The organism is Desulfovibrio diazotrophicus (assembly GCF_902498985.2).
Taxonomy (GTDB): Bacteria; Desulfobacterota; Desulfovibrionia; order Desulfovibrionales; family Desulfovibrionaceae; genus Desulfovibrio; species Desulfovibrio legallii.
The window spans coordinates 809,911-829,298 of record NZ_OX346397.1 but is presented as its reverse complement, the minus strand read 5'-3'; the positions used below and the strand labels follow the sequence as shown (position 1 = coordinate 829,298).

The window sequence follows — 19,388 nt, the reverse complement described above, 5'->3', positions numbered from 1 at the left end:
TACCTATTTGCAAAGATAATCTGCTCCAGAACAACCATGCTACTTCAGGGTTCGCATTCCCTGTTCACGCCTGCCGTCCGCCAGGTGCAGAGAAAAGCGCTTTTTGCAGGGATGGGGTTATGGATGAAGGGGAACTTTTGCTCGCAAAAGTTCCCCTTCATCCATAAAAATATCCAGTTATACACTTAGATTGAGACCAGCGAGAAGGGAGAGGCCGTCCGTATCGCTGTAGTTGCCGAAGTAGGAGCTGGCGCTGTCGGATGAAGACCACCAGGCGGCCATGGATTCCACCTGAATGCGCTTGCGCAGCTCCGAAGGGGAGACCTGCAGGGCCTTGCGGGCGTCGTCCAGACCGGAGAGAGCATCGATCTGCCGGTATTTTTTGACCAGATCCGGATTGTTGTCAAAGAAGCGCTGGATTTCTTCGGTGTCGTCGCCTGCGCCGGCAATGGTGACGGTGCCGTCGTCGTTGACCTGTATGGTGAAAGTGGCGTCGGCGTCCACGCCCAGGTCGGTCATGCCGGAGTACAGGGTGGACCCCAGTGCGCTTGTATGCAGCACAGATTGCGCCGTGGCCAGGCTGGCGGCGTCCGTGGCGTCGCCCACAGACGCGGCAGTGAGCGCGCCTTTGCTGTCCACGGTCATACTTACGGCGGCGTCGGCATCCACACCAGCCGCAGTCAGGGCGGCACGCAGGCTTGTGCCCAGGTCGGGGTTGGCCGTAAGCCAGGACTGGACGTTTTTCTGGTCTGCGGCGTTGCTGCTGCTGGCGGTCAGACTGCCGTCCGCCGCCAGGGTGAAGGTGACGCCTTCTGGGTCGCTCACCCCCAGGTCCGCGAGGCCTTCCTGCACGCTGGCGTTAAATTCGCTGGTGAGCTGGTCGCGGTACTTGAGGATCTGGTTGAAGGTCACCCGGCTGTCGTCAGACAGGCCCATGGCGTCCATGGCATACTGGGTCAGCTCCACCATGCTGGAAACCTGGCTGGTGATGGAGTAGCTGCCGAGCAGGCTACTCAGGCTGCTGCTGGCGGAGCTCTGTGAGCTGGTGCTGCCCGAACTGGTAAGCTGCTGGTTTTGCCACTGGTACAGAGCGCTGGTGTAGCTGCTGCTGATGCTGGATATGCTCATGGGGCCTCCTGCAAAAAGACGCCGGCGGCGGTTTTTGCCGTTGCACGGCTGTGCTGGTCGCGTACCGGAGGTGAAGCATTTTTTGTGCCAGGATTTTTTTGCCGGGCAGGCTTGGCCCTGCCGGACGCGGCGGCCGCAGGGCCTGCCGTGCCGGGGCTGCGGCGTGGGGTTCGTCCTGATGGACAGGGGAACTGAAATAGGCTAGAGGACCGGCATGGTAGTACGTTTGACCACGCCAGAAACCGCCGGCGCGAAATCCGGCGGGGCGGAATCGGTCGCTTTTGACGACCCTGTAGTGGCCAACCAGCTTTTCGGACCGCGCAACGCGCATCTGGAACTGCTGGCCGCGGCCAGTGGCGCGCGCATCACCAGCCGGGGGGCCAGCCTGATTGTGGATGCCCCTGACCCGCAGGTGCGCGAAACCCTCTGCAACGTCTTTGTGCAGCTGTATGATCTGCTGCGCGGCGGCGTGCCGCTGAGCCAGCAGGATATGGCCCGCGCCTACGAGATGCTGCGCGGCGACCCCGGCCTGAATCTGGGACAGATTTTTCGGGATGCGGTGTTTGTGAATACCCCGCGCAAAACCGTGACCGCGCGCAATGTGGCCCAACGCACCTATCTGGACCTTTTGCGGCGCTACGAGCTGGTTTTCGCCGTGGGGCCGGCGGGCACGGGCAAGACCTATCTGGCCGTAGCCATGGCACTTTCCATGTTGCAGCAGCACAGGGTCAAACGCATTGTGCTCACCCGCCCGGCAGTGGAGGCCGGGGAACGCCTGGGCTTTCTGCCCGGCGATCTGGCGGAGAAAGTCAACCCCTATCTGCGCCCTCTGTACGATGCGCTGCACGACATGATGCCCCAGCCCAAGGTAGCCTCCATGATGGAAGTGGGTTCCATAGAAGTGGCTCCGCTGGCCTTTATGCGGGGGCGCACCCTCAACGACGCCTTCATCATTCTGGATGAGGCCCAGAACACCACACAGGAACAGATGAAGATGTTTCTGACGCGCATGGGTTTTGGCTCACGCATGGTGGTGACGGGCGACACCACGCAGATCGACCTGCCCGTGCAACCCGGCGGTCAGCGTCCGCGCTCCGGACTCATCCACGCCCTGGATATTCTCACCCAGGTGCCCGGCCTGGCCGTGCACCGCTTCACCAAGGCCGACGTGGTGCGTCATCCTCTGGTGGGAGCCATTGTAACCGCCTATGATCACGCCGAAAAAGTCGACACGCCCCGCTAGCATTCTGGCGCTTTTTCGCCTGTTGCGCGCCCGGCACCGTTGCGGCTGGGGGCTGGCCGCTCTGTGGGGCACGCTTTTGCTGCTTTCGCTGCTGGCCGGGGCTAATTTTGAAGTGGTGCCCAGGGTTTATGTGGCCGGGCAGGTGGCGGACTCAGACGTCATTGCCGATCGCGACCTGCTGGTGGAGGACGCCCAGGCTACCAAGGCCCGGCGCAAGCAGGTGCTGTTGCTGCAGCCGCCGGTCTATGACCTGAGCCTGGAGCCCTATACCGCCTTTCAGAACCGCATTGTGGAGATTTTGCGCACGCTCAACGCGGGCAGCGACTTCAAGGCGGCCCACAGCGGCCCCCTGCCGCGTCTGGTGGAAGACCTGACCCCGGCCGTGGCCGATGAAATCCTGCCGGAACTGGCCCAGCCGGAAGTACAGACCTATCTGCTCAAAGTGCTTTTGCCCAGCATCCGTGATCATATGGCCGAAGGTCTGGTGAGCGATATACGGCAGGCCAGGGTGGGGCGCTCCGGGGTCATTGTGCGTAACCTGGACGCCAATACGGAACTGCTGCGTCCGGACGTGACCAATCTGCCGGACGTGCAGTCCTTTCTGGCCGAGATTTCCTCCCACATCCGGCGGGAGCCCAGTCTGAATCCGCAGTCGCGTCGGGCTATCAACATTCTGCTTTCAGCCACCATGCCCGCTTCTTTGACCCTCAACCGCGAGGCCACGCAAAAGCGCGGCAGCGCCGTGATTTCCACAGTGGAGCCCGTCCTTTATCAAATTCAAAAGGGCGAGCTGCTTCTGCGGCGGGGCGAACGGGTCAGCCGAGAACAGCAGATCAAACTGCAGACGCTGTACAAATCCGCTGCAGACCCCATGCACTGGAACATTACCGCCGGAGCTTTCGCCTTTTCTCTGCTGCTTTCCATAGGGTTTTTCGTGGCCCCCAGCGGCAAGCCGGGCACGCCGCTGCGCTGCAAGGACATGCTGCTCATTTCACTCATTTTGCTGCTGTGCTGCGGCGGGGCCAAGTTTGTGTATGTGCTGGGCTCACGCCTGGACAGCGTGACTGTGCTCAATGCCCTGAACCTGGGCTATCCCGTGGCCGGGGCCGTGGGTCTGGTGGCCATGGTCTTTGCGGCCCGGCGCTACTGCACCATGGGGCTGCTGCTGTCCTTTTTTACCATGCTCATGTTTCAGGAGGATTTTTCTTATTTTCTGTACCAGTTTCTGGGCGGCATGCTGGCCACCTGGCTGGTGACCTCCGCCCAGAGCCGTCAGGACGTGGTCTGGAGTCTTGTGCCCCTGACCATTGGCCAAATCTGCATCTGGCTGGGTGCAGCCTTTCTTTCTCAGACGACCCTGCCCGAAGTGCCCATGCAACTGCTGGCCGTGTGCCTGAACAGCCTTATTTCCCTCATTCTGCTCTTTGCCGTGAGCCCCGTGCTGGAGCTGAGCTTCGGCTACAGCACGCGCTTCCGCCTTATGGAGCTCATGAGCCTGGAACAGCCGCTCATGCAGGAGTTGATGGTCACCGTGCCCGGCACCTACCACCACTCTCTGGTGGTGGCCAACATGGTGGAGGCCGGGGCCAAAGCCATAGGGGCCAACAGCCTGCTGTGCAAGGTGGCGGCCCTTTACCATGACGTGGGCAAACTTTCCTATCCGGAATATTTTATTGAGAACCAGTTCGGCGGCCCCAACAAGCACGACAAACTGGCCCCTTCCATGAGCGCGCTTATTCTGCTCTCGCACGTCAAGAAGGGCATTGAGCTGGCCGAGCGCTATAAACTGGGGCAGGAGATTACGGATATTATTGGGCAGCACCACGGCACCCGCCTGATCCGTTATTTTTACCAGAAAGCCGTCAATCTGGGCGAAAAGCCGCGCGAATCGGACTACAATTATCCCGGCCCGCGTCCGCAAACCAAAGAAGCCGCCATCCTCATGCTGGCCGACTCGGTGGAAGCCAGCAGCCGCACACTCACCGACCCCACGCCCGCGCGCATCAAAAGCCATATCGATACCATTATCAAGGGCATTTTTTCTGAAGGACAGCTGGATGAATCGGAACTGACTTTCAAAGACCTGCACTACCTGAGCGAAAATTTCCAACGCATTCTCACCGGGCTGTTCCACCAGCGCATTGCTTATCCTGAAGCCCGGATAGGCGGCGCGTCTAAAACGGATGGCAAAGCGGCTGAAGGCAAAGGGTCTGAGGCCCGCGCCGCAGACGGCAGGCCTGCGGAAAATCGCGCCCAGCCCCGCCCGGCCCCTGCCCGCCCCACGCCCAAGGCGGAGGGCCGTCCGACCGCGTCGCCCACGGCAGCTGCGGCAGCTTCTCCGGCAACGACGGCAGCACCTGCGGCGACGTTGTCTGCGGGGCTTTCCGCAGCCTCTGCGGCCCCGGCGGCCCAGACCGCTGCCCAGACTTCTGCCCAGACCTCCAATGCAGGCCTTTCCAAGCCATGAACGCGGCGCGCAATGCCGGGGGGCCGGCCGTGCGGGTGGTGCCGGGCACGCCCGCCCTGGCCTGGCTGCTGCCCTTGGATCAACGCGTTCTGACCCGCGTGCTGACGGCCATGCTGCGGGCTGCGCAAGGAGACCGCCGCGCAGTGCTCCCCCCGTGCGGCGTTGACCTGCACATTCTGGACGACGCGGGCATCAGCGCGGCCAACCGGCGCTTTCTCGGCTGCGTGGGGCCTACCAATGTGCTGTCCTTTCCCGGCGACGCCAGCTTGCCGGGCGCGTTGCTGCTTTCTCTGGACACCTTGCGGCGGGAATGTCTGCTCTATGGCCAGGAGCCCGCAGTGCACTGCCTGCGTCTGCTGGCCCACGGCATGGGGCATTTGTGCGGTTTGGACCATGGCCCGGCCATGGACGGCCTCTGCGCCGGTTTTGTTGCGGCGGCCGACGCGGCTTTGCAGGGACAGACAAGGCCTTTTTGAAGCGCGCCAACGGCGGGGCCGTTTGCGCAGCATATCCCATCCGTTGGGGTACGCCTTGGGCGGTCCGGCTGAAAAAAGTTTTTTGAAGGGTGGGGGCGTGGGGGGAAGGGAACTTTTGTTCACAAAAGTTCCCTTCCCCCCACAAAAACTTTACTCCTCTCCATCGCGCAGAGCAGCCAAGGCCTGACAGTGGAGTTCACGCAGACGGCGGGCGCTGTCCGCGCCGCGGTTGCGCCAGTGCGGGGGCAGGGTCACGGGCAGCAGGGCCTGGAGTTGGGCCTGGGCAGTGCGGCGGATGTCTGCGCCGCTGTCGGCGTCGGCCAGTTTCCAGAAGGGTTCTTCGAGTCCCGCGCGGTGCACGCGCCAGAGCAGGTCGCGGCGGGTGCCGGTGCGCAGGGAGTGAAATATGCCGGCCTTCATGTGTTCGGCGGCGGCGAGGGCGCCGGCCTTGGCGTAGACGCCGGGCAGGCGCAGGCGTTGGGCCAGTTGCAGCGCCAAGGGCACGCCGCGCTGTTCGTGGCCGTAGTGGTGGGGGAGCAGGGTGGGGTCAGTGTTGATTTTGCCCAGGTCGTGGCAGATGGCCATCCACACGGCCAAAGGATCGCCGGCCAGCTGGTCGGCCAGGCGCAGGCTGTGGCCAAAGACGCTGTTGGCGTGCCAGCGCGCAGGGCCTGCCGGGACGGCGCGGGCGGTCTGAAGCTCCGCAAACCAGGGGGTGAGGGCATTGCCCTGGGCCAGGACGCGGAAAAAACGCCCTGGAACCGGAGCGGCCAGGGCCTTGCGCAGCTCGCGGGCCACGCGCTCTGCCGGGAGGGCGGCCAGGGCAGCGGGGGCCAGAGCGCGCATCTGGGCGAAGGCTGCGGCGTCGATGCGCCAGTCGGGCCAGAGAGCGGCAAAACGGGCCAGGCGGAAAACGCGGGTAGGGTCGTCGGCAAAGGACGTGGCCGCGGCCGGGCGTAGGAGTCGGTCTTGCAAGTCTTGCACGGTCTGGGGGTGCAGGTGGATTATGCCGTCGCTGCCCAGGGCCAGGGCGTTGATGGTCAGGTCGCGGCGGCGCAGATCCGCTTCCGGGCTGCCGCCGTGCAGAGGCATGCATTCCCGGCCACGCCAGAGGCAGACGTGCACGCTGTGCCCCACCATATAGGCGTCAGGATGCGCGGCCAGAAATTCCTGCGCGCTGCCGTCAAAGGCAAAATCCAGTTCAATGGGGGTGCGGCCCAGCAGCATGTCACGCACGGCGCCGCCCACGAGGTAGAGTTGCATGGACAAGGCGTACCAGAGTTCGCAGTGTGATGGAAGCCGCGGCGCGGCAGCGCTGCGGGAAGGCTGCCCCAGGGTCTGGCGTTTCGGGCAGGTGGAATCTTGCCTGGACACGGCGCGCAGGCTGGCGGAACGGGGGTGGCTCTCTCCGTGGGAAAGTGTGCAGGCCGTAGTGCAGACGGCAGGGCGGGGGCAGTTGCGTCGGCAGTGGCGTTCGCCGGTAGGTAATCTGTACGCGGTGCTGCGCTTGCCGTGCGCATCGCCTTTTGTCGGCAGCGCTGCAGGGCCGGCCATGGGTGTGCTGCTGGTCAGGGCGCTGCGGGGCATGGGCTGGCCCGTGGAACTCAAATGGCCCAATGATCTGGTGCTGGCCGATGCGGCTGGGAATCCGCGCAAGCTGGCGGGCGTGTTGCTGGAGGAGCGGGGCGGCGTGCTGCTGGCCGGGGTGGGGCTTGACGTGGTTTGGGCTCCGGATGCGGCCGAGCTGCGGGCAGGGGCGGCTCTGGAGGCCATTTGCCTTGCGGAGGCCGACGTGGGGGGCAAAGGCGCAACCAAACATATTCCCACAGCAGAGGCTCTCTGGCAACAACTTGTAATATGCCTGTATTCGGCATATAACAACGACCACTCTTTTTTAGAGAGGTGGCGGGAAGGGCTGGACGAGGTGCTGCTTTGGCGGGGCCTCACGGTGGAGCTGCACGACGACGGCCAGGTGACGCGGGGACGTCTGGAGGGCTTGGGCGCCTCAGGCGGCGTGCTTCTGGATACGGGGGCGCGCGTGGAAGAGTTTTTTTGCGGCAGTCTCCGGCGCGGGGGCTGAAGCGGGGGCTTTTTCGTCTGTGCCCGCAGTTGTTTTTGCGGCTGCGGCGCGGGGCGGCACACGGGCAGGGTGCCCGGGCAAAACGTTGTCCGGGCCGCCCACGAAAACGGCGCGGGGCGTTGTGCCGCCGCGCCGAAGCAGACGCCAGGGCGGTGCTTTGGCGGGAAAGGGCTGAGAAAAGGCATGGCCAACAAGACATTTGCGGAAGTGCAGGAATTTTTGAAAGGCAAGGTTATTCTTGTCGCCAACCGCGGTATCCCGGCCCGGCGCATCTGCCGTTCCATCCGGGAGCGGTTTGATGCCGTGGCGGCCATGACCGCTACCGATGTGGACAAGACCGCCCCCGCGGCGGCCACGGCGCAGGAGCTGGTCTTGCTGGGCCCTGAGCCCCGGGCCTACCTGGATATTGACCGCATTATCGACAAGGCCAAACAGCGCGGCGTGGTAGGCATCCACCCCGGCTGGGGTTTTGCCTCTGAAGACACGCGCTTTCCGCAGCGCTGCAAAGAGGCCGGCATTACCTTTATCGGCGCTACCGCCGAGGCCATGAACCTGCTGGGCAACAAGGTGCAGGCCAGGCAGGTGGCCCGCAAGCTGGGCATTCCCGTGGTGCCCGGCTCTGACGGCGCTGTGGATGTGGAAACGGCCCGCAAGATTATTGCCGAAATCGGCTTGCCCATCATGCTCAAGGCCGAAGGCGGCGGCGGCGGCCGAGGCATTTTTGCCATTCATAAGGAAGCGGAGCTGGAAGACGCCTTTTTCAAGGCTTCCACCATGGCCCAGGCTTCCTTTGGCAACCCACGGCTGTTTGTGGAAAAATTTCTGGCCGACGTGCGGCACATTGAAATTCAGGTCATTGCCGACATGTACGGCAACGTATTCGCCTTTGACGAACGCGACTGTACCGTGCAGCGCAACCACCAGAAGCTCATTGAAATCACCCCTTCGCCCTGGTCGGGCATTACCCGCAACCTGCGGGAAAAGCTCAAGGACTACGCTCGTCGGCTGATCAAGGCCGTGGGGTATCACTCCCTGGCTACGGTGGAGTTCCTGGTTATGCCTGACGGCACGCCCTACCTCATTGAGGTGAACACCCGCCTGCAGGTGGAGCACGGCATTACCGAGTGTCGCTACGGCATTGACCTGGTGGAAGAGCAGATTGCCGTGGCCTTCGGCGCAGAGCTGCGTTACCGCGAAGAAAATCTGCGGCCCTCCTACTGTTCCATGCAGGTACGCATTAACTGTGAAAACCCGCAGGACAACTTCGCCCCCAATTCTGGGCTCATTTCGCGCTATGTTTCGCCCGGCGGCCCCGGCGTGCGGCTGGATTCCAACATCAGCGCGGGCTACGAATTTCCGGCCAACTATGATTCGGCGGGCGCGCTGCTCATCGCCTACGCTCACGACTGGGAAAAGACCCTGGGCATCATGGACCGCGCCCTGGGGGAATATGTCATCGGCGGCATCAAGACCACCATTCCCTTCTTCCGGCAGGTCATCAAGCATGCCCTGTTCCGTAAGGGCGGCATCAATACCAACTTCATCGCCGACCATCCGGAGCTCATGGTCTACACGGATCTGGCTCCGGAGGGCGAACGGCTTTCGCGTCTGGTGGCCGAAATCTCGGCCAAGGGCTACAACCCCTATGTGCAGCTGGGGCAGTACCGTTCGGCAGATACCCCGGTGCTTGGCCCCTTTGAGCCGGTGCTGCCGCCCATCAGCAGCGCCGTGCGGCGGCAGGCCTCGCCCTATCCTCAAGGGGACCGCACGGCCACCTTGGACTATATCCGCCATTCGGGCAACGTGCATTTTACCGACACCACGCCGCGCGACTTCACCCAGTCCAATTCCGGCAACCGTTTTCGGTTGGCCGAGGACAGGCTTATTGGTCCATACCTGGACAATGCGGGCTATTTTTCCATTGAAAACGGCGGCGGCGCGCATTTTCACGTGGCCATGATGGCCAACATGACCTACCCTTTCACCGAAGCAAAGGAGTGGAACAGCTTTGCCCCCAAGACGCTCAAGCAACTGCTGGTGCGCTCCACCAACGTGCTGGGCTACACGCCGCAGCCGCGCAACCTTATGCGCGTCACGGGCGAGATGATCTGCGACCACTACCAGGTGGTGCGCTGTTTCGATTTCCTTAACCATGTGGAAAATATGCGGCCCATTGCTGAAGTGGTCATGGACCGCAAAGAGGCCATTTTTGAGCCGGCGCTTTCCATGTCCTGGGCCAAAGGCTTTGACGTCAAGCACTATCTGGGCGTCACTGAAGCCATCCTGGGCATGGTGGCCAATATCATGGGCAAGGACAAAAAGGCCGCCGCGCGTCAGATTATCCTGGGCCTCAAAGACATGGGCGGCGTCTGCCCACCGCGCTTTATGACGGAGCTGGTGAGCGCCCTGCGCAAGGCCTGGCCGGAGCTTGTGCTGCACTACCACCGGCACTATACGGACGGGCTGTTTGTGCCGTCCTGCGGTGCGGCCGCCAAGGCCGGAGCGCACATCATCGATGTGGGGCTGGGCTCGGCGGTGCGGTCCTACGGTCAGGGCGACGTGCTTGCCACCGTGGCCTATATGGAAGACGAACTGGGCCTGACCTGCCAGCTGGACAAAAACGCCATCCGCGACGCCAACTTTGTCTGCAAGCAGATCATGCCCTATTATGACCGCTACTGTGCGCCGTACTTCCAGGGCATAGACTATGACGTCACCCGGCACGGCATGCCCGGCGGGGCCACCTCTTCTTCGCAGGAAGGGGCCATGAAGCAGGGCTACATCCATTTGTTGCCCTACATGCTCAAGTTTCTGGAGGGCACGCGGCAGATCGTGCGCTATCACGACGTGACGCCGGGCTCGCAGATCACCTGGAACACGGCCTTCCTGGCCGTGACTGGGGCCTGGAAGCGCGGCGGCGAAGACGAGGTGCGCTATCTGCTGGAGGTGCTGGGCCAGGTGACCCGCGTGCCCGAAGCGGAGCTGAGCGCAGAGATGCGCAAGGCGCGGCTCGCCATCTATAGGGACTGCAACGACGCTTTCCGCAATCTGCTGCTGGGCAAGTTCGGGCGGTTGCCTCTGGGCTTCCCGGCCGACTGGGTCTATCAAAGCGCCTTCGGATCGGACTGGAAGAACGCTCTGGCCAACCGTACCGAGGCTTCGCCTCTGGATTCCCTGGCCGACGTGAACCTGGCGGCGGAGGAGAAGGCCTGTACGGATATCCTCAAACGCAAGCCCAACGCCGAAGAATTTGTGCTTTACCTTAACCATCCGGCGGACGCGCTCAAGACCATCCAGTTCCGGGCCAAATTCGGCGACCCCAACAATCTGCCCTTGCACGTCTGGTTTGAAGGGCTCAAGGTGGGGCAGGATCTCTACTTCAACGACAGCAGCGGCAAACCGCACCACTTGCTTTTGTTGAGCATTTCCGAACCGGACAACGCCGGCCTGTCCATCTGCCGTTATGTGCTGGATTCGGAATTCATGAGCTGTGAGGTGCAGGTGCGCCAGCCCACGGGCGGCGGCGTCAAGAGTACGCTCATGGCCGACCCGGCCAACAAGTTCCATGTGGCCGCGCCGAGCAACGGCGACCTTTGGGTCATGTATGTGCACCCCGGCGACCTGGTCAAGGCCGGGGAGGAACTGTTTAACGTCTCCATTATGAAGCAGGAGAAAGCCGTGTTGGCCCCCGTGGACGGCATCGTCAAACGGGTACTCAAAACGGCGGACTTCAAGGAAAATAAGCAAATGGTTTCTGTGCGGGAGGGCGAACTCATTGTGGAGCTGGGGCCGGTGCCGCGCATTTGCCCCAACGAGGCCTGCGGCCAGCCCATCCCTATGGACAATATCGCCTTTTGCCCGTATTGCGGTTCCCGCATAGGGTAGCGTGCGGCCGGCCCGCCTGGGTGTGGGCCGGCACGCCGCTGTGGACTGCCCCACGGCGTGCGCGCCTGGTGGACAGTTCGGTACTGTCACGATACAATTTCACCGGTTGATCGCTGATTCCCAACCCGGAGGAAGTCATGGCCAAAAGTCCCGCCGCCAAACCCGCCCAACCCAAACCCAAGACCGCCGCGTCCGAGTCCATCCAGAAAAAACTGGTGCTCACCGGAGCGGACATCGTACAACTTGGGCCGGAAGCGGAACTGCTTGTTGGTGGTAAAAACTATAATACGGCGCTCATAAGCCAGATTGAAGGCATCCAGGCCCCCCACTTTCGTGCCGTTTCGTCCCTGGCTTTCCACCGTGTGCTGGAGGAAACCAAGGTCAACGGCCGGGTGGTGCGCAGTGTTGTGGACCGCGAATACGGCCGCATCGACTGGAATGACCCGGAAATTAACCAGGATCCGGATTTCCTGCAGAAATTTGTCCGTCAGCTGGGCAAACAAATCCACCTGGCGGCCCAGGCTGAAGGCGAGCAGTCGCACACCAAGCTGCGCACCTTCATTAATAATGTGGTGGAGGGCTTTGCCACTTCGCCCGAAGGCATTGACCAGCTGCGCAAACGCTCGGTTATGGTACAGGCCGCCATTTTGTCCGTTACCCTGCCGACCGAGGTGGACGAGGCCGTGCGCAGCGCGTATCGCGCCATCTGCAAGGAAAATGAGGACGACATGACCCCCGTGGCCGTGCGCTCCTCAGCGGCGGGCGAAGACTCCCGCAAAAAGGCCTTCGCCGGCCTGCAGGACACGTATCTGAATATGGTGGGTGAGGACAAAGTGGTGGAAGCCTACCACTGGGACTGCTCCTCGGCCTATAATCTGCGCTCCATGACCTACAGGCGCGAGGCCATCCTTGACGCTCTGGCCAAAGCCGAAGAAACGGGCGACGAATCCATCGCCACCACGGCCAAGGAAGAATGGGCCATTGAGCACACTTCTCTTTCCGTCTGCATGATGCAGATGATCAATCCCGTCATTTCCGGCACGGCCTTTTCCGCCGACACGGCCACGGGCTGCCGCGGCACGGACCGCAAGGATCTGGTCAGCATAGACGCCAGTTACGGCCTGGGCGAAGCTGTGGTGGGCGGTAAGGTCACGCCTGACAAGCTCTACGTCTTTCAGCGTGACGACGGCGGCGAAGTGGTCATCCGTCAGATGGGCTGCAAGGACATGCGCATCGTTTACGACGAGCGCGGCGGCACCAGAGAAGAGAAAGTCTCTGAGCTGGAAGCCTTGCGCTGGGCCCTCTCTCTGAGCCAGGCCGAACGCGTGGCTGAAGGCGTGCGCGCCGTGAGCAAGGCTTACGGCGGCATTATCATGGATACGGAATTCTGTATTGACGCCAAAGACCGGCTTTGGTTCGTGCAGGCCCGACCCGAAACCCGCTGGAATGAAGATCTGGAGCTGCACCCCAGCACCATCTTCATGCGGCGGCGTGAGGTGGACGCCAAAGCCGCCGCCGAAGCCGAAGTGCTGGTGGAAGGCAACGGCGCTTCACGCGGGGCGGGGCAGGGCACGGTGCGCTTTTTGCGCTCCGCTCTGGAGCTGAACAAAATTGCCAAGGGCGATGTGCTGGCTGCCGAACGCACTGACCCGGACATGGTGCCGGGCATGCGGGTGGCATCAGCCATCATGGCCGACGTGGGCGGCGACACCAGCCACGCGGCCATTACCTCGCGTGAGCTGGGCATCGCCGCCGTCATCGGCATCCAACGCCTGGATGTGCTGCGCGCTCTGGACGGGGTAGAAGTGACCGTGGACGGCACGCGCGGCCGGGTCTTTCGCGGGCTGCTGCCCCTGCATCAGGTGGGCGGCGAAATGGACGTGGCCAAATTACCCCCCACCAAAACCAAGGTGGGGTTGGTGCTGGCCGATGTGGGGCAGGCTCTGTTCCTCTCGCGCCTGCGTAACTTCCCGCAGTTTGAAGTGGGCCTGCTGCGCGCGGAATTCATGCTGGGCAACATTGGCGTGCACCCGCAGGCCCTGGAAGCCTTTGACAAGGGCGAGCTGGAAGGCGTGGTGCGGACCAAGCTCAAGGAGCTGGAAAACCGCCTTTCCAAGGTGCTGCGCGAACAAATGGCCACGGGCCTTATTGTCTTTAACTTTAACCTGCGCGAGTACGTGGGCGAAGTGACCGGCCTGGCCGCCGAAGTGGACGCTCTGGCCGACGCCGACAAGAGCCTCAGCGCCGAAGAAGTGCTGTTGCAGCACCGCAAGATGCGTGAGCTGGACCACAAAATCGACCAGCACATGGAGCTGGCCTCCCGCCGCATCGAAGTGCTCAAGACCTCGCCGGATCTGGCCGATCATGTGCGCATCATCATGGGCTATGACGATGAGCTGGCCCTGCTCAACCCTGCGGACCCCGAAGCGGCTAAACGCATGGCCGAAATCGAGGCCGCCGTGGAAGCTCATGTGCACCGCATTGAAGACCTGCCCGCCGTGACTCGCCTGCGCGACAATATCCGTCACCTGCGCGAAGAAGTGGGCCTGCGCACCGGCCTCAAAAAAGAAATGGACGATGTGCGCAATCTGCCGGAAAAAATCCGCGCTCTCATCAAGTCGCGCGGCTTCCGCACGGGCAAGGAGCACTATGTGCAGACCCTGGCCCAGAATCTGGCGCTTTTTGCTATGGCCTTCTATGGCAAGCCCATTACCTACCGTACTACAGACTTCAAGAGCAACGAATACCGCAATCTGCTGGGCGGCAACCTCTTCGAGCATGTGGAAGACAACCCCATGCTGGGCTACCGCGGCGTCTCGCGCAATATCCACGACTGGGAAATCGAGGCCTTCAAGCTGGCGCGCGGCGTCTACGGCGGCAACAACCTGCGGCTCATGCTGCCCTTTGTGCGCACCCTGGAGGAAGCCCGCTCCATGCGCAGCTACCTGGAGCAGGTGCACAAGCTCAAAAGCGGGCAGGACGGGCTCAAGATCATCCTCATGTCTGAGCTGCCTTCCAACGCCATTCTGGCCAAGCAGTTCATTTCGGAGTTTGACGGCTTCTCCATCGGCTCCAACGACATGACCCAGATGGTTCTGGCCACGGACCGCGACAACGCCCGCTTGTCCCACATCTACGACGAGGAAGACCCCGCCGTGGTCTGGGCTATCCTGGTGAGCATCTTCACCGGCCAGAAGTACGGCAAAAAGGTAGGCTTCTGCGGTCAGGGCGTTTCCAACAGCGTCATCCTGCGCGGCCTTGTGGCCATTGCGGGCATCACCTCCGCCTCTGTGGTGCCGGATACCTACTACCAGACCGTGTTCGACATCGCCGCGGTGGAAGGGGAGAACCTTCCCGCTTCCCAACTGGGAACCTGGCTCGGCCAGCAGCACCACAAGCGTCTGGCCGACCTCATGGAGCGCAACGGCTACGGGCACATCCTCAAAAAATACAAGGAACCCCAGGATATTCAGGAATGGTACGAGGGCGAGCTGCAACGCCGCCACGAGCAGTTCCGCGAACACCTGGACACGCCCAAGGAAGACTTCTACCGCGCTGAGCTCCAGGGCTTCCGCTCCACCTTCCACAAGCCGGTCATCTACGCCACCTGGAACTGGGACGAAACTGTGCTGGACGCCCTGCACCATTCCGGCTTTGCCGACTTTGAGGCGCAGGCCAAGGCGCTGGAAATATCGCGACAGTTGAACGGATAAAAGTGTCGGAACCGTGTTGAACAAGAAAGGGAGCTTCCTGCGGGGGGCTCCCTTTCCTTGTATGGGCCGCCGTGCCCTTTTGCGCCTGCCGCCCAAGTGACCCACTGCTCCCGGTACAGCGCAGGCGGCTTTGCTTGCCCTTTGGCCGGGTTTGGGCCACAATCCCCCCTGCTTCCACCGTCGCGCACACCAACCGGAGGGCCGGGTGAAGCCTTTTTTGACCTTACAATCCGTTGAATCCGTCCTTGAGCATATCCGGTCCTTTCCTGTTCTAGAGGAAGAGGCCGTCCCGCTGGATGCGGCCCTGGGGCGCCGTCTGGCCGGGTCTTTTGCGGCCCCGGAAGCGCTGCCGGGTTTTGACCGCGCCACCGTGGACGGCTTTGCCGTGCGCGCGCGGGATGTGTTCGGCGCGCAGGAGGGCAGCCCCGCCCTGGTAGAATGCGTGGCGGACTGCCCCATGGGCGTTGTGCCGGAGGTGGTTCTGCAGGAGGGCCAGGCCGCGCGCATCCTGACTGGCGGCATGCTGCCGCAGGGCGCGGACTGCGCGGTGATGGTGGAATATTCCCGCCCGGCCGGAGGCAATCTGGTGGAATTAACCCGCAGCCAGGCCCCGGGCGACAACGTCATCCTGCGCGACGACGACGCCGCGGCCGGCGATGTGCTGCTGCAGGCCGGGCAGCGCCTGCGGCCCCAGGATCTGGGCCTGCTGGCGGCCTTCGGCGTCAGCGGGGTGGGCGTGCGGCGGCGGCCGCGCGTGGCGGTGCTTTCCACCGGGGACGAAGTTGTCCCCAGTGCGGAGACGCCCCCGCCCGGCAAGGTTCGCGACGTCAACGCCCACAGTATTGCAGCCCTCTGCCGCGAGGCCGGAGCCGACGCCCTGCGGGCCGGGCTGGTGCGGGACGACGCCCAGGCCCTGCAGGCGGCCGTGGCACGCCTGGCGCAGGAATACGATGTGGTGGCGGTTTCCGGCGGTTCTTCCGCGGGCATGCGCGACCACACGGTGGAAATCTTCGCCTCCCTGCCGCAGGCAAGCCTGCTGGTGCACGGGGCGGCCATCAGCCCCGGCAAGCCGTTTATTCTGGCCAGATCTGTTATGGCGGGCCGCGTGGTCGCTCTGGTGGGCCTGCCTGGCCACACCACCAGCGCGCTCATCTGCGCCCGCGTTTTTTTGGCCCCCCTGCTGGCCCATCTGCAGGGCGGGGCCGTGCCGGAAACGCCCGCAGCGCTCCCGGCCGTGCTGGTTCGCTCCGTAGCTTCCGCGCAGGGAAGGCGCGACTACCTGCGCGTCAGGCTGCGCGCCCTGTGCGGCGCGGAGCAGGAGCGGGCAGCCGTTGCTGGTCTGCGGCCTCGCTACGCGGCGGAACCCATCATGGGCGCTTCCGGGCTTATTTCCGGCATGGCCGCCGCGGACGGCCTGCTGGTCTGCCCGGAAAACTGGGAGGGTTACGACGCCGGCGAGCTGGTCATGGTGGAGCTTTTTCGCTGAAACACGCCCCGCGGGGCATACGCGCATGGAGAAACTGCCTTGAAGCGCACAACATATCTGACCCTTCTGCCGCCGGAAGAGGCCCGCGCCCGCTGGTTCAAAGACCTTGACGCCGCAGCCTTCACCCTGGGCGAAGAGCAGGCGCCCCTGACCAAGGCGCTGCGGCGCGTGCTCAGCCGCCCCGTGGCGGCCCTGCGGTCTTCCCCGGCTTTTCACGGGGCGGCTATGGACGGCATTGCCGTCCATGCCGAAGACACCTTCAGCGCTTCAGCCCGCAAGCCCCTGCGGCTTAAAATCGGCGCGGAAGCCCACTGGATCAATACGGGCCGCCCCCTGCCCCAGGGCTGCAACGCCGTGGTCATGATGGAGCACGTCCACCTTGAATGCGTTCAGGGGCCGCACGCGGAAGAGCAGTGGGCCGTCATCGAAAAAGCGGCCTTTCCCTGGCAGCATGTGCGCAAGATGGGCGAGGACATGGTGGCTACAGAAATCATCCTGCCGCCGGGCACCTCTCTTGGCCCTTACGACCTTGGGGCTCTGGCCGCGGGCGGGGTTCTGGATGTGCCCGTTTTTCGGCGGCCGTGGGTTTCCATTATTCCCAGCGGTTCGGAGATCGTGCCCCTGGCGGAGGCCCGCGAAGAGGACCTGCGCGCGGGACGGGCGCTGCCGGAATTCAACTCGTTGATTTTTTCCGCCATGATAGCCGAAGCCGGGGGCGAAGCTGCCGTTCTGCCTGTGGTTCCGGATGAGCCCGCCGCCATCCGGGACGCCGTGGCCGCGGCCCTGGAAACAGCGGATCTGGTCATCCTCAATGCCGGTTCTTCGGCGGGCAGCCACGATTTTACGGTGCATGTGCTGGAGGGCATGGGCACGGTGACGGCCCATGGCGTTGCCGTCATGCCGGGCAAGCCCACGGTGCTGGCCGTGGCGGGCGGTAAACCCGTGATCGGCGTGCCGGGGTATCCGGTTTCCGCGGGCATTGCTATGGAAGAGTTTGTGCTGCCCCTGCTCGCCCTGTGGCAGCGGCGTTGCCCTCCTGAGCGGGAAAAGATCCGCGCCGTGCCCTGCAACCCCCTGCCTTCCCGGCCTGGCATGGAAGAGCGGCTGCGGGTCAAGCTGGGCTGCGTGGGGGATACGGTGGTGGCCGTGCCCCTGGCGCGCGGCGCGGGCGCTGTTACCAGCCTCAGCCGTGCGGACGGCATTGTCCGCATCCCCCGCGACAGCGAAGGCTGCAACGCCGGGGAGCCCGTGGAGGTGGAGCTGCTGCGGCCGCACGCTGCCCTGGCCGGGGCGCTGCTGGCCATAGGCAGCCACGACAACACGCTGGACCTGCTGGACAGCCTGCTGCGCAAAGCGCACCCGCAGTTCCGGCTGACGTCCGCCCATGTGGGTTCGCTGGGCGGCCTCATGGCCCTGAAGCGCGGCCAGTGCCACCTGGCGGGCAGCCACCTGCTGGACCCGGCCAGCGGCGTGTACAACCGCAAAGCTATTGAAGACAACCTGGACGAACCGGTAGTGCTGCTGCGGCTTGTGGACAGGGAGCAGGGCCTTCTCACCGCGCCCGGCAACCCGCTGGGCATTGCGGGTATAGAAGATCTGGCCCGTCCGGGGGTGCGCTTCGTTAACCGGCAGCGCGGCAGCGGCACCCGCGTGCTGCTCGACTACCGGCTGGAGCGCCTGGGCCTGGCGCCGGGCAGAATTTCCGGATACTGCGACGAGGAGTATACCCACATGAATGTGGCCGCGGCCGTGCTTTCGGGCCGGGCGGACGCCGGTCTGGCCGTGCGGGCCGCCGCCAACGCCCTGGGCCTGCCCTTTATCCCGGTGGGGGTGGAAGAATACGATCTGGTCATTCCCCGCCGTTTTTTTGCGGGGGCCGCAGTGCAGGCCCTGCTGGAGGTCATTCGCGGCGCGGCCTTCCGGCAGGCAGTGGAGCGCATGGGCGGCTACGGTACGGAAAAGACCGGGCAGATTGTTTGGGAGTATGCGGGAAAGCGGGCCGGGCTAAGCTGAATCGGGCCAGGCAAAGGGCTCCAGCTCAGGCACGCTCAGGTCCAGATGAAAGAGGGGAGAATCCGCGCTGTGTTCCAGCAGGGCCCGCAGCGCTAGCCGGACCATGAGACAGGCCACGGCGGCCGGGGCCAGAGCGCTTACCCCTTCGCGCCGGGCCTGCTCGCGTTGACGGGGGCTTTGCCCTTCAGGATAGAGCTGCGCAAGGCGGGCTTCCGGCCCGGCGTTGGCGTAGCAGAAGCCTTCGTCCCGCAGCACGGAACCGTGGATAAACGGCACGCCCGCGGCCAGGGCGGCTTTTTCCAGGGCCGTTTTGGTGGCGATGTCGTCCAGGCAGTCCAGGGCCAGATCCATGCCCGCCACCAGGCCGGGCAGGCTTGTGGCGTCGGCCCGCAGCTGCAGGGCCTCCACATCCATGTGGGACGCCATGTCCCGCAGGGCCTCGCGCGCCGTCAGCGCCTTGGAAAGCCCCAACGCGCGTTCGCCGCAGAAGCGCTGGCGGTTGAGGTTGCTTTCCTCAAACACGTCGTCGTCCACCAGGCGCAGGCCGCCCAGGCCGGTGCGGGCCAGCAGCTCCGCCACATGCCCGCCCAGGCCGCCGCAGCCCAGCACCAGAACCCGGCTGTGCAGCAGGCGCGCCATCTGGGCGGCGGAAAACAGCCCGAAATTGCGGCGGAAGCGTTCCGGCCAGACGTTTGCGCCCAACAGGCTGACCATGGCCGCGCGGAGGGGCAGGGCGTTGTGCGCGGCCCACAGGCGGATACCGTCAAGACTGACGAAAAGCGTTTCCGCTGCGCCTGCGGGGGCCGCTGCGCCGCGCGGGCCTTCCGCCGCCGGGCAGGCCGCGCGGATGTGGGGGCCGAAAAAGGCCCGCAGCTCCGGAAGGGTCATGGTCAACGG

General features: G+C 63.9%; 11 protein-coding genes. 8 read left to right on the top strand and 3 right to left on the bottom strand.

The window, feature by feature from the left end:
* Window positions 1–177: 177 nt before the first annotated feature.
* The gene (locus J7I12_RS03590) at window positions 178–1,128 is read right to left on the bottom strand and encodes a hypothetical protein (RefSeq protein ID WP_118229022.1); all 951 of its coding nucleotides are present in this window, start codon (window positions 1,126–1,128) and stop codon (window positions 178–180) included.
* Window positions 1,129–1,342: 214 nt separating this feature from the next.
* Between J7I12_RS03590 and J7I12_RS03585 the strand changes: the two genes are divergently transcribed.
* The 3 genes from J7I12_RS03585 to ybeY are packed head-to-tail and all read left to right on the top strand — an operon-like array spanning window position 1,343 to window position 5,314.
* Window positions 1,343–2,371 (top strand): PhoH family protein, encoded by a 1,029-nt coding sequence (locus J7I12_RS03585; protein ID WP_130957697.1) that lies wholly within the window; start codon window positions 1,343–1,345, stop codon window positions 2,369–2,371.
* A complete protein-coding gene (locus tag J7I12_RS03580; RefSeq protein ID WP_242621140.1) occupies window positions 2,337–4,838 on the top strand; it encodes an HD family phosphohydrolase in 2,502 nt (833 codons plus the stop codon). Before J7I12_RS03585 ends, J7I12_RS03580 begins: the two co-directional genes overlap by 35 nt.
* Window positions 4,835–5,314: an rRNA maturation RNase YbeY gene (gene ybeY, locus J7I12_RS03575; RefSeq protein ID WP_288907771.1), complete on the top strand. Its 480-nt coding sequence runs from the start codon at window positions 4,835–4,837 to the stop codon at window positions 5,312–5,314. The genes J7I12_RS03580 and ybeY overlap by 4 nt, the downstream gene beginning before the upstream one ends.
* Window positions 5,315–5,464: 150 nt before the next feature.
* On the opposite strand, the gene J7I12_RS03570 is transcribed toward ybeY, so the two are convergent.
* Window positions 5,465–6,577, bottom strand: coding sequence for a tRNA nucleotidyltransferase/poly(A) polymerase-related protein (locus J7I12_RS03570; RefSeq protein ID WP_302149057.1), 1,113 nt, complete (start codon window positions 6,575–6,577; stop codon window positions 5,465–5,467).
* On the opposite strand from J7I12_RS03570, the gene J7I12_RS03565 reads away from it, so the two are divergent.
* The 5 genes from J7I12_RS03565 to J7I12_RS03545 all read left to right on the top strand — a co-directional run bounded on the left by J7I12_RS03565 (window position 6,576) and on the right by J7I12_RS03545 (window position 18,491).
* Window positions 6,576–7,394, top strand: a complete 819-nt coding sequence (locus J7I12_RS03565) for a biotin--[acetyl-CoA-carboxylase] ligase (protein ID WP_302549050.1) — start codon at window positions 6,576–6,578, stop codon at window positions 7,392–7,394. The two genes, J7I12_RS03570 and J7I12_RS03565, sit on opposite strands and share 2 nt — an antisense overlap.
* A 183-nt stretch (window positions 7,395–7,577) precedes the next feature.
* Window positions 7,578–11,279 carry a pyruvate carboxylase gene (locus J7I12_RS03560; RefSeq protein WP_118229018.1) on the top strand — a complete coding sequence of 1,234 codons (3,702 nt, stop codon included), beginning with the start codon at window positions 7,578–7,580 and terminating at the stop codon, window positions 11,277–11,279.
* Between the two features lie 137 nt (window positions 11,280–11,416).
* The gene (locus tag J7I12_RS03555) at window positions 11,417–14,992 is read left to right on the top strand and encodes a PEP/pyruvate-binding domain-containing protein (protein WP_498794011.1); all 3,576 of its coding nucleotides are present in this window, start codon (window positions 11,417–11,419) and stop codon (window positions 14,990–14,992) included.
* A 205-nt stretch (window positions 14,993–15,197) separates the two neighbouring features.
* On the top strand, window positions 15,198–16,478 hold the full coding sequence (locus tag J7I12_RS03550; protein WP_303193075.1) for a molybdopterin molybdotransferase MoeA: 1,281 nt from the start codon (window positions 15,198–15,200) through the stop codon (window positions 16,476–16,478).
* Between the two features lie 39 nt (window positions 16,479–16,517).
* A complete protein-coding gene (locus tag J7I12_RS03545) occupies window positions 16,518–18,491 on the top strand; it encodes a molybdopterin biosynthesis protein (protein WP_208360851.1) in 1,974 nt (657 codons plus the stop codon).
* On the opposite strand, the gene J7I12_RS03540 is transcribed toward J7I12_RS03545, so the two are convergent.
* Window positions 18,483–19,379 (bottom strand): HesA/MoeB/ThiF family protein, encoded by an 897-nt coding sequence (locus J7I12_RS03540; RefSeq protein WP_236031503.1) that lies wholly within the window; start codon window positions 19,377–19,379, stop codon window positions 18,483–18,485. The genes J7I12_RS03545 and J7I12_RS03540 overlap by 9 nt on opposite strands.
* Between the last annotated feature and the right edge of the window lie 9 nt (window positions 19,380–19,388).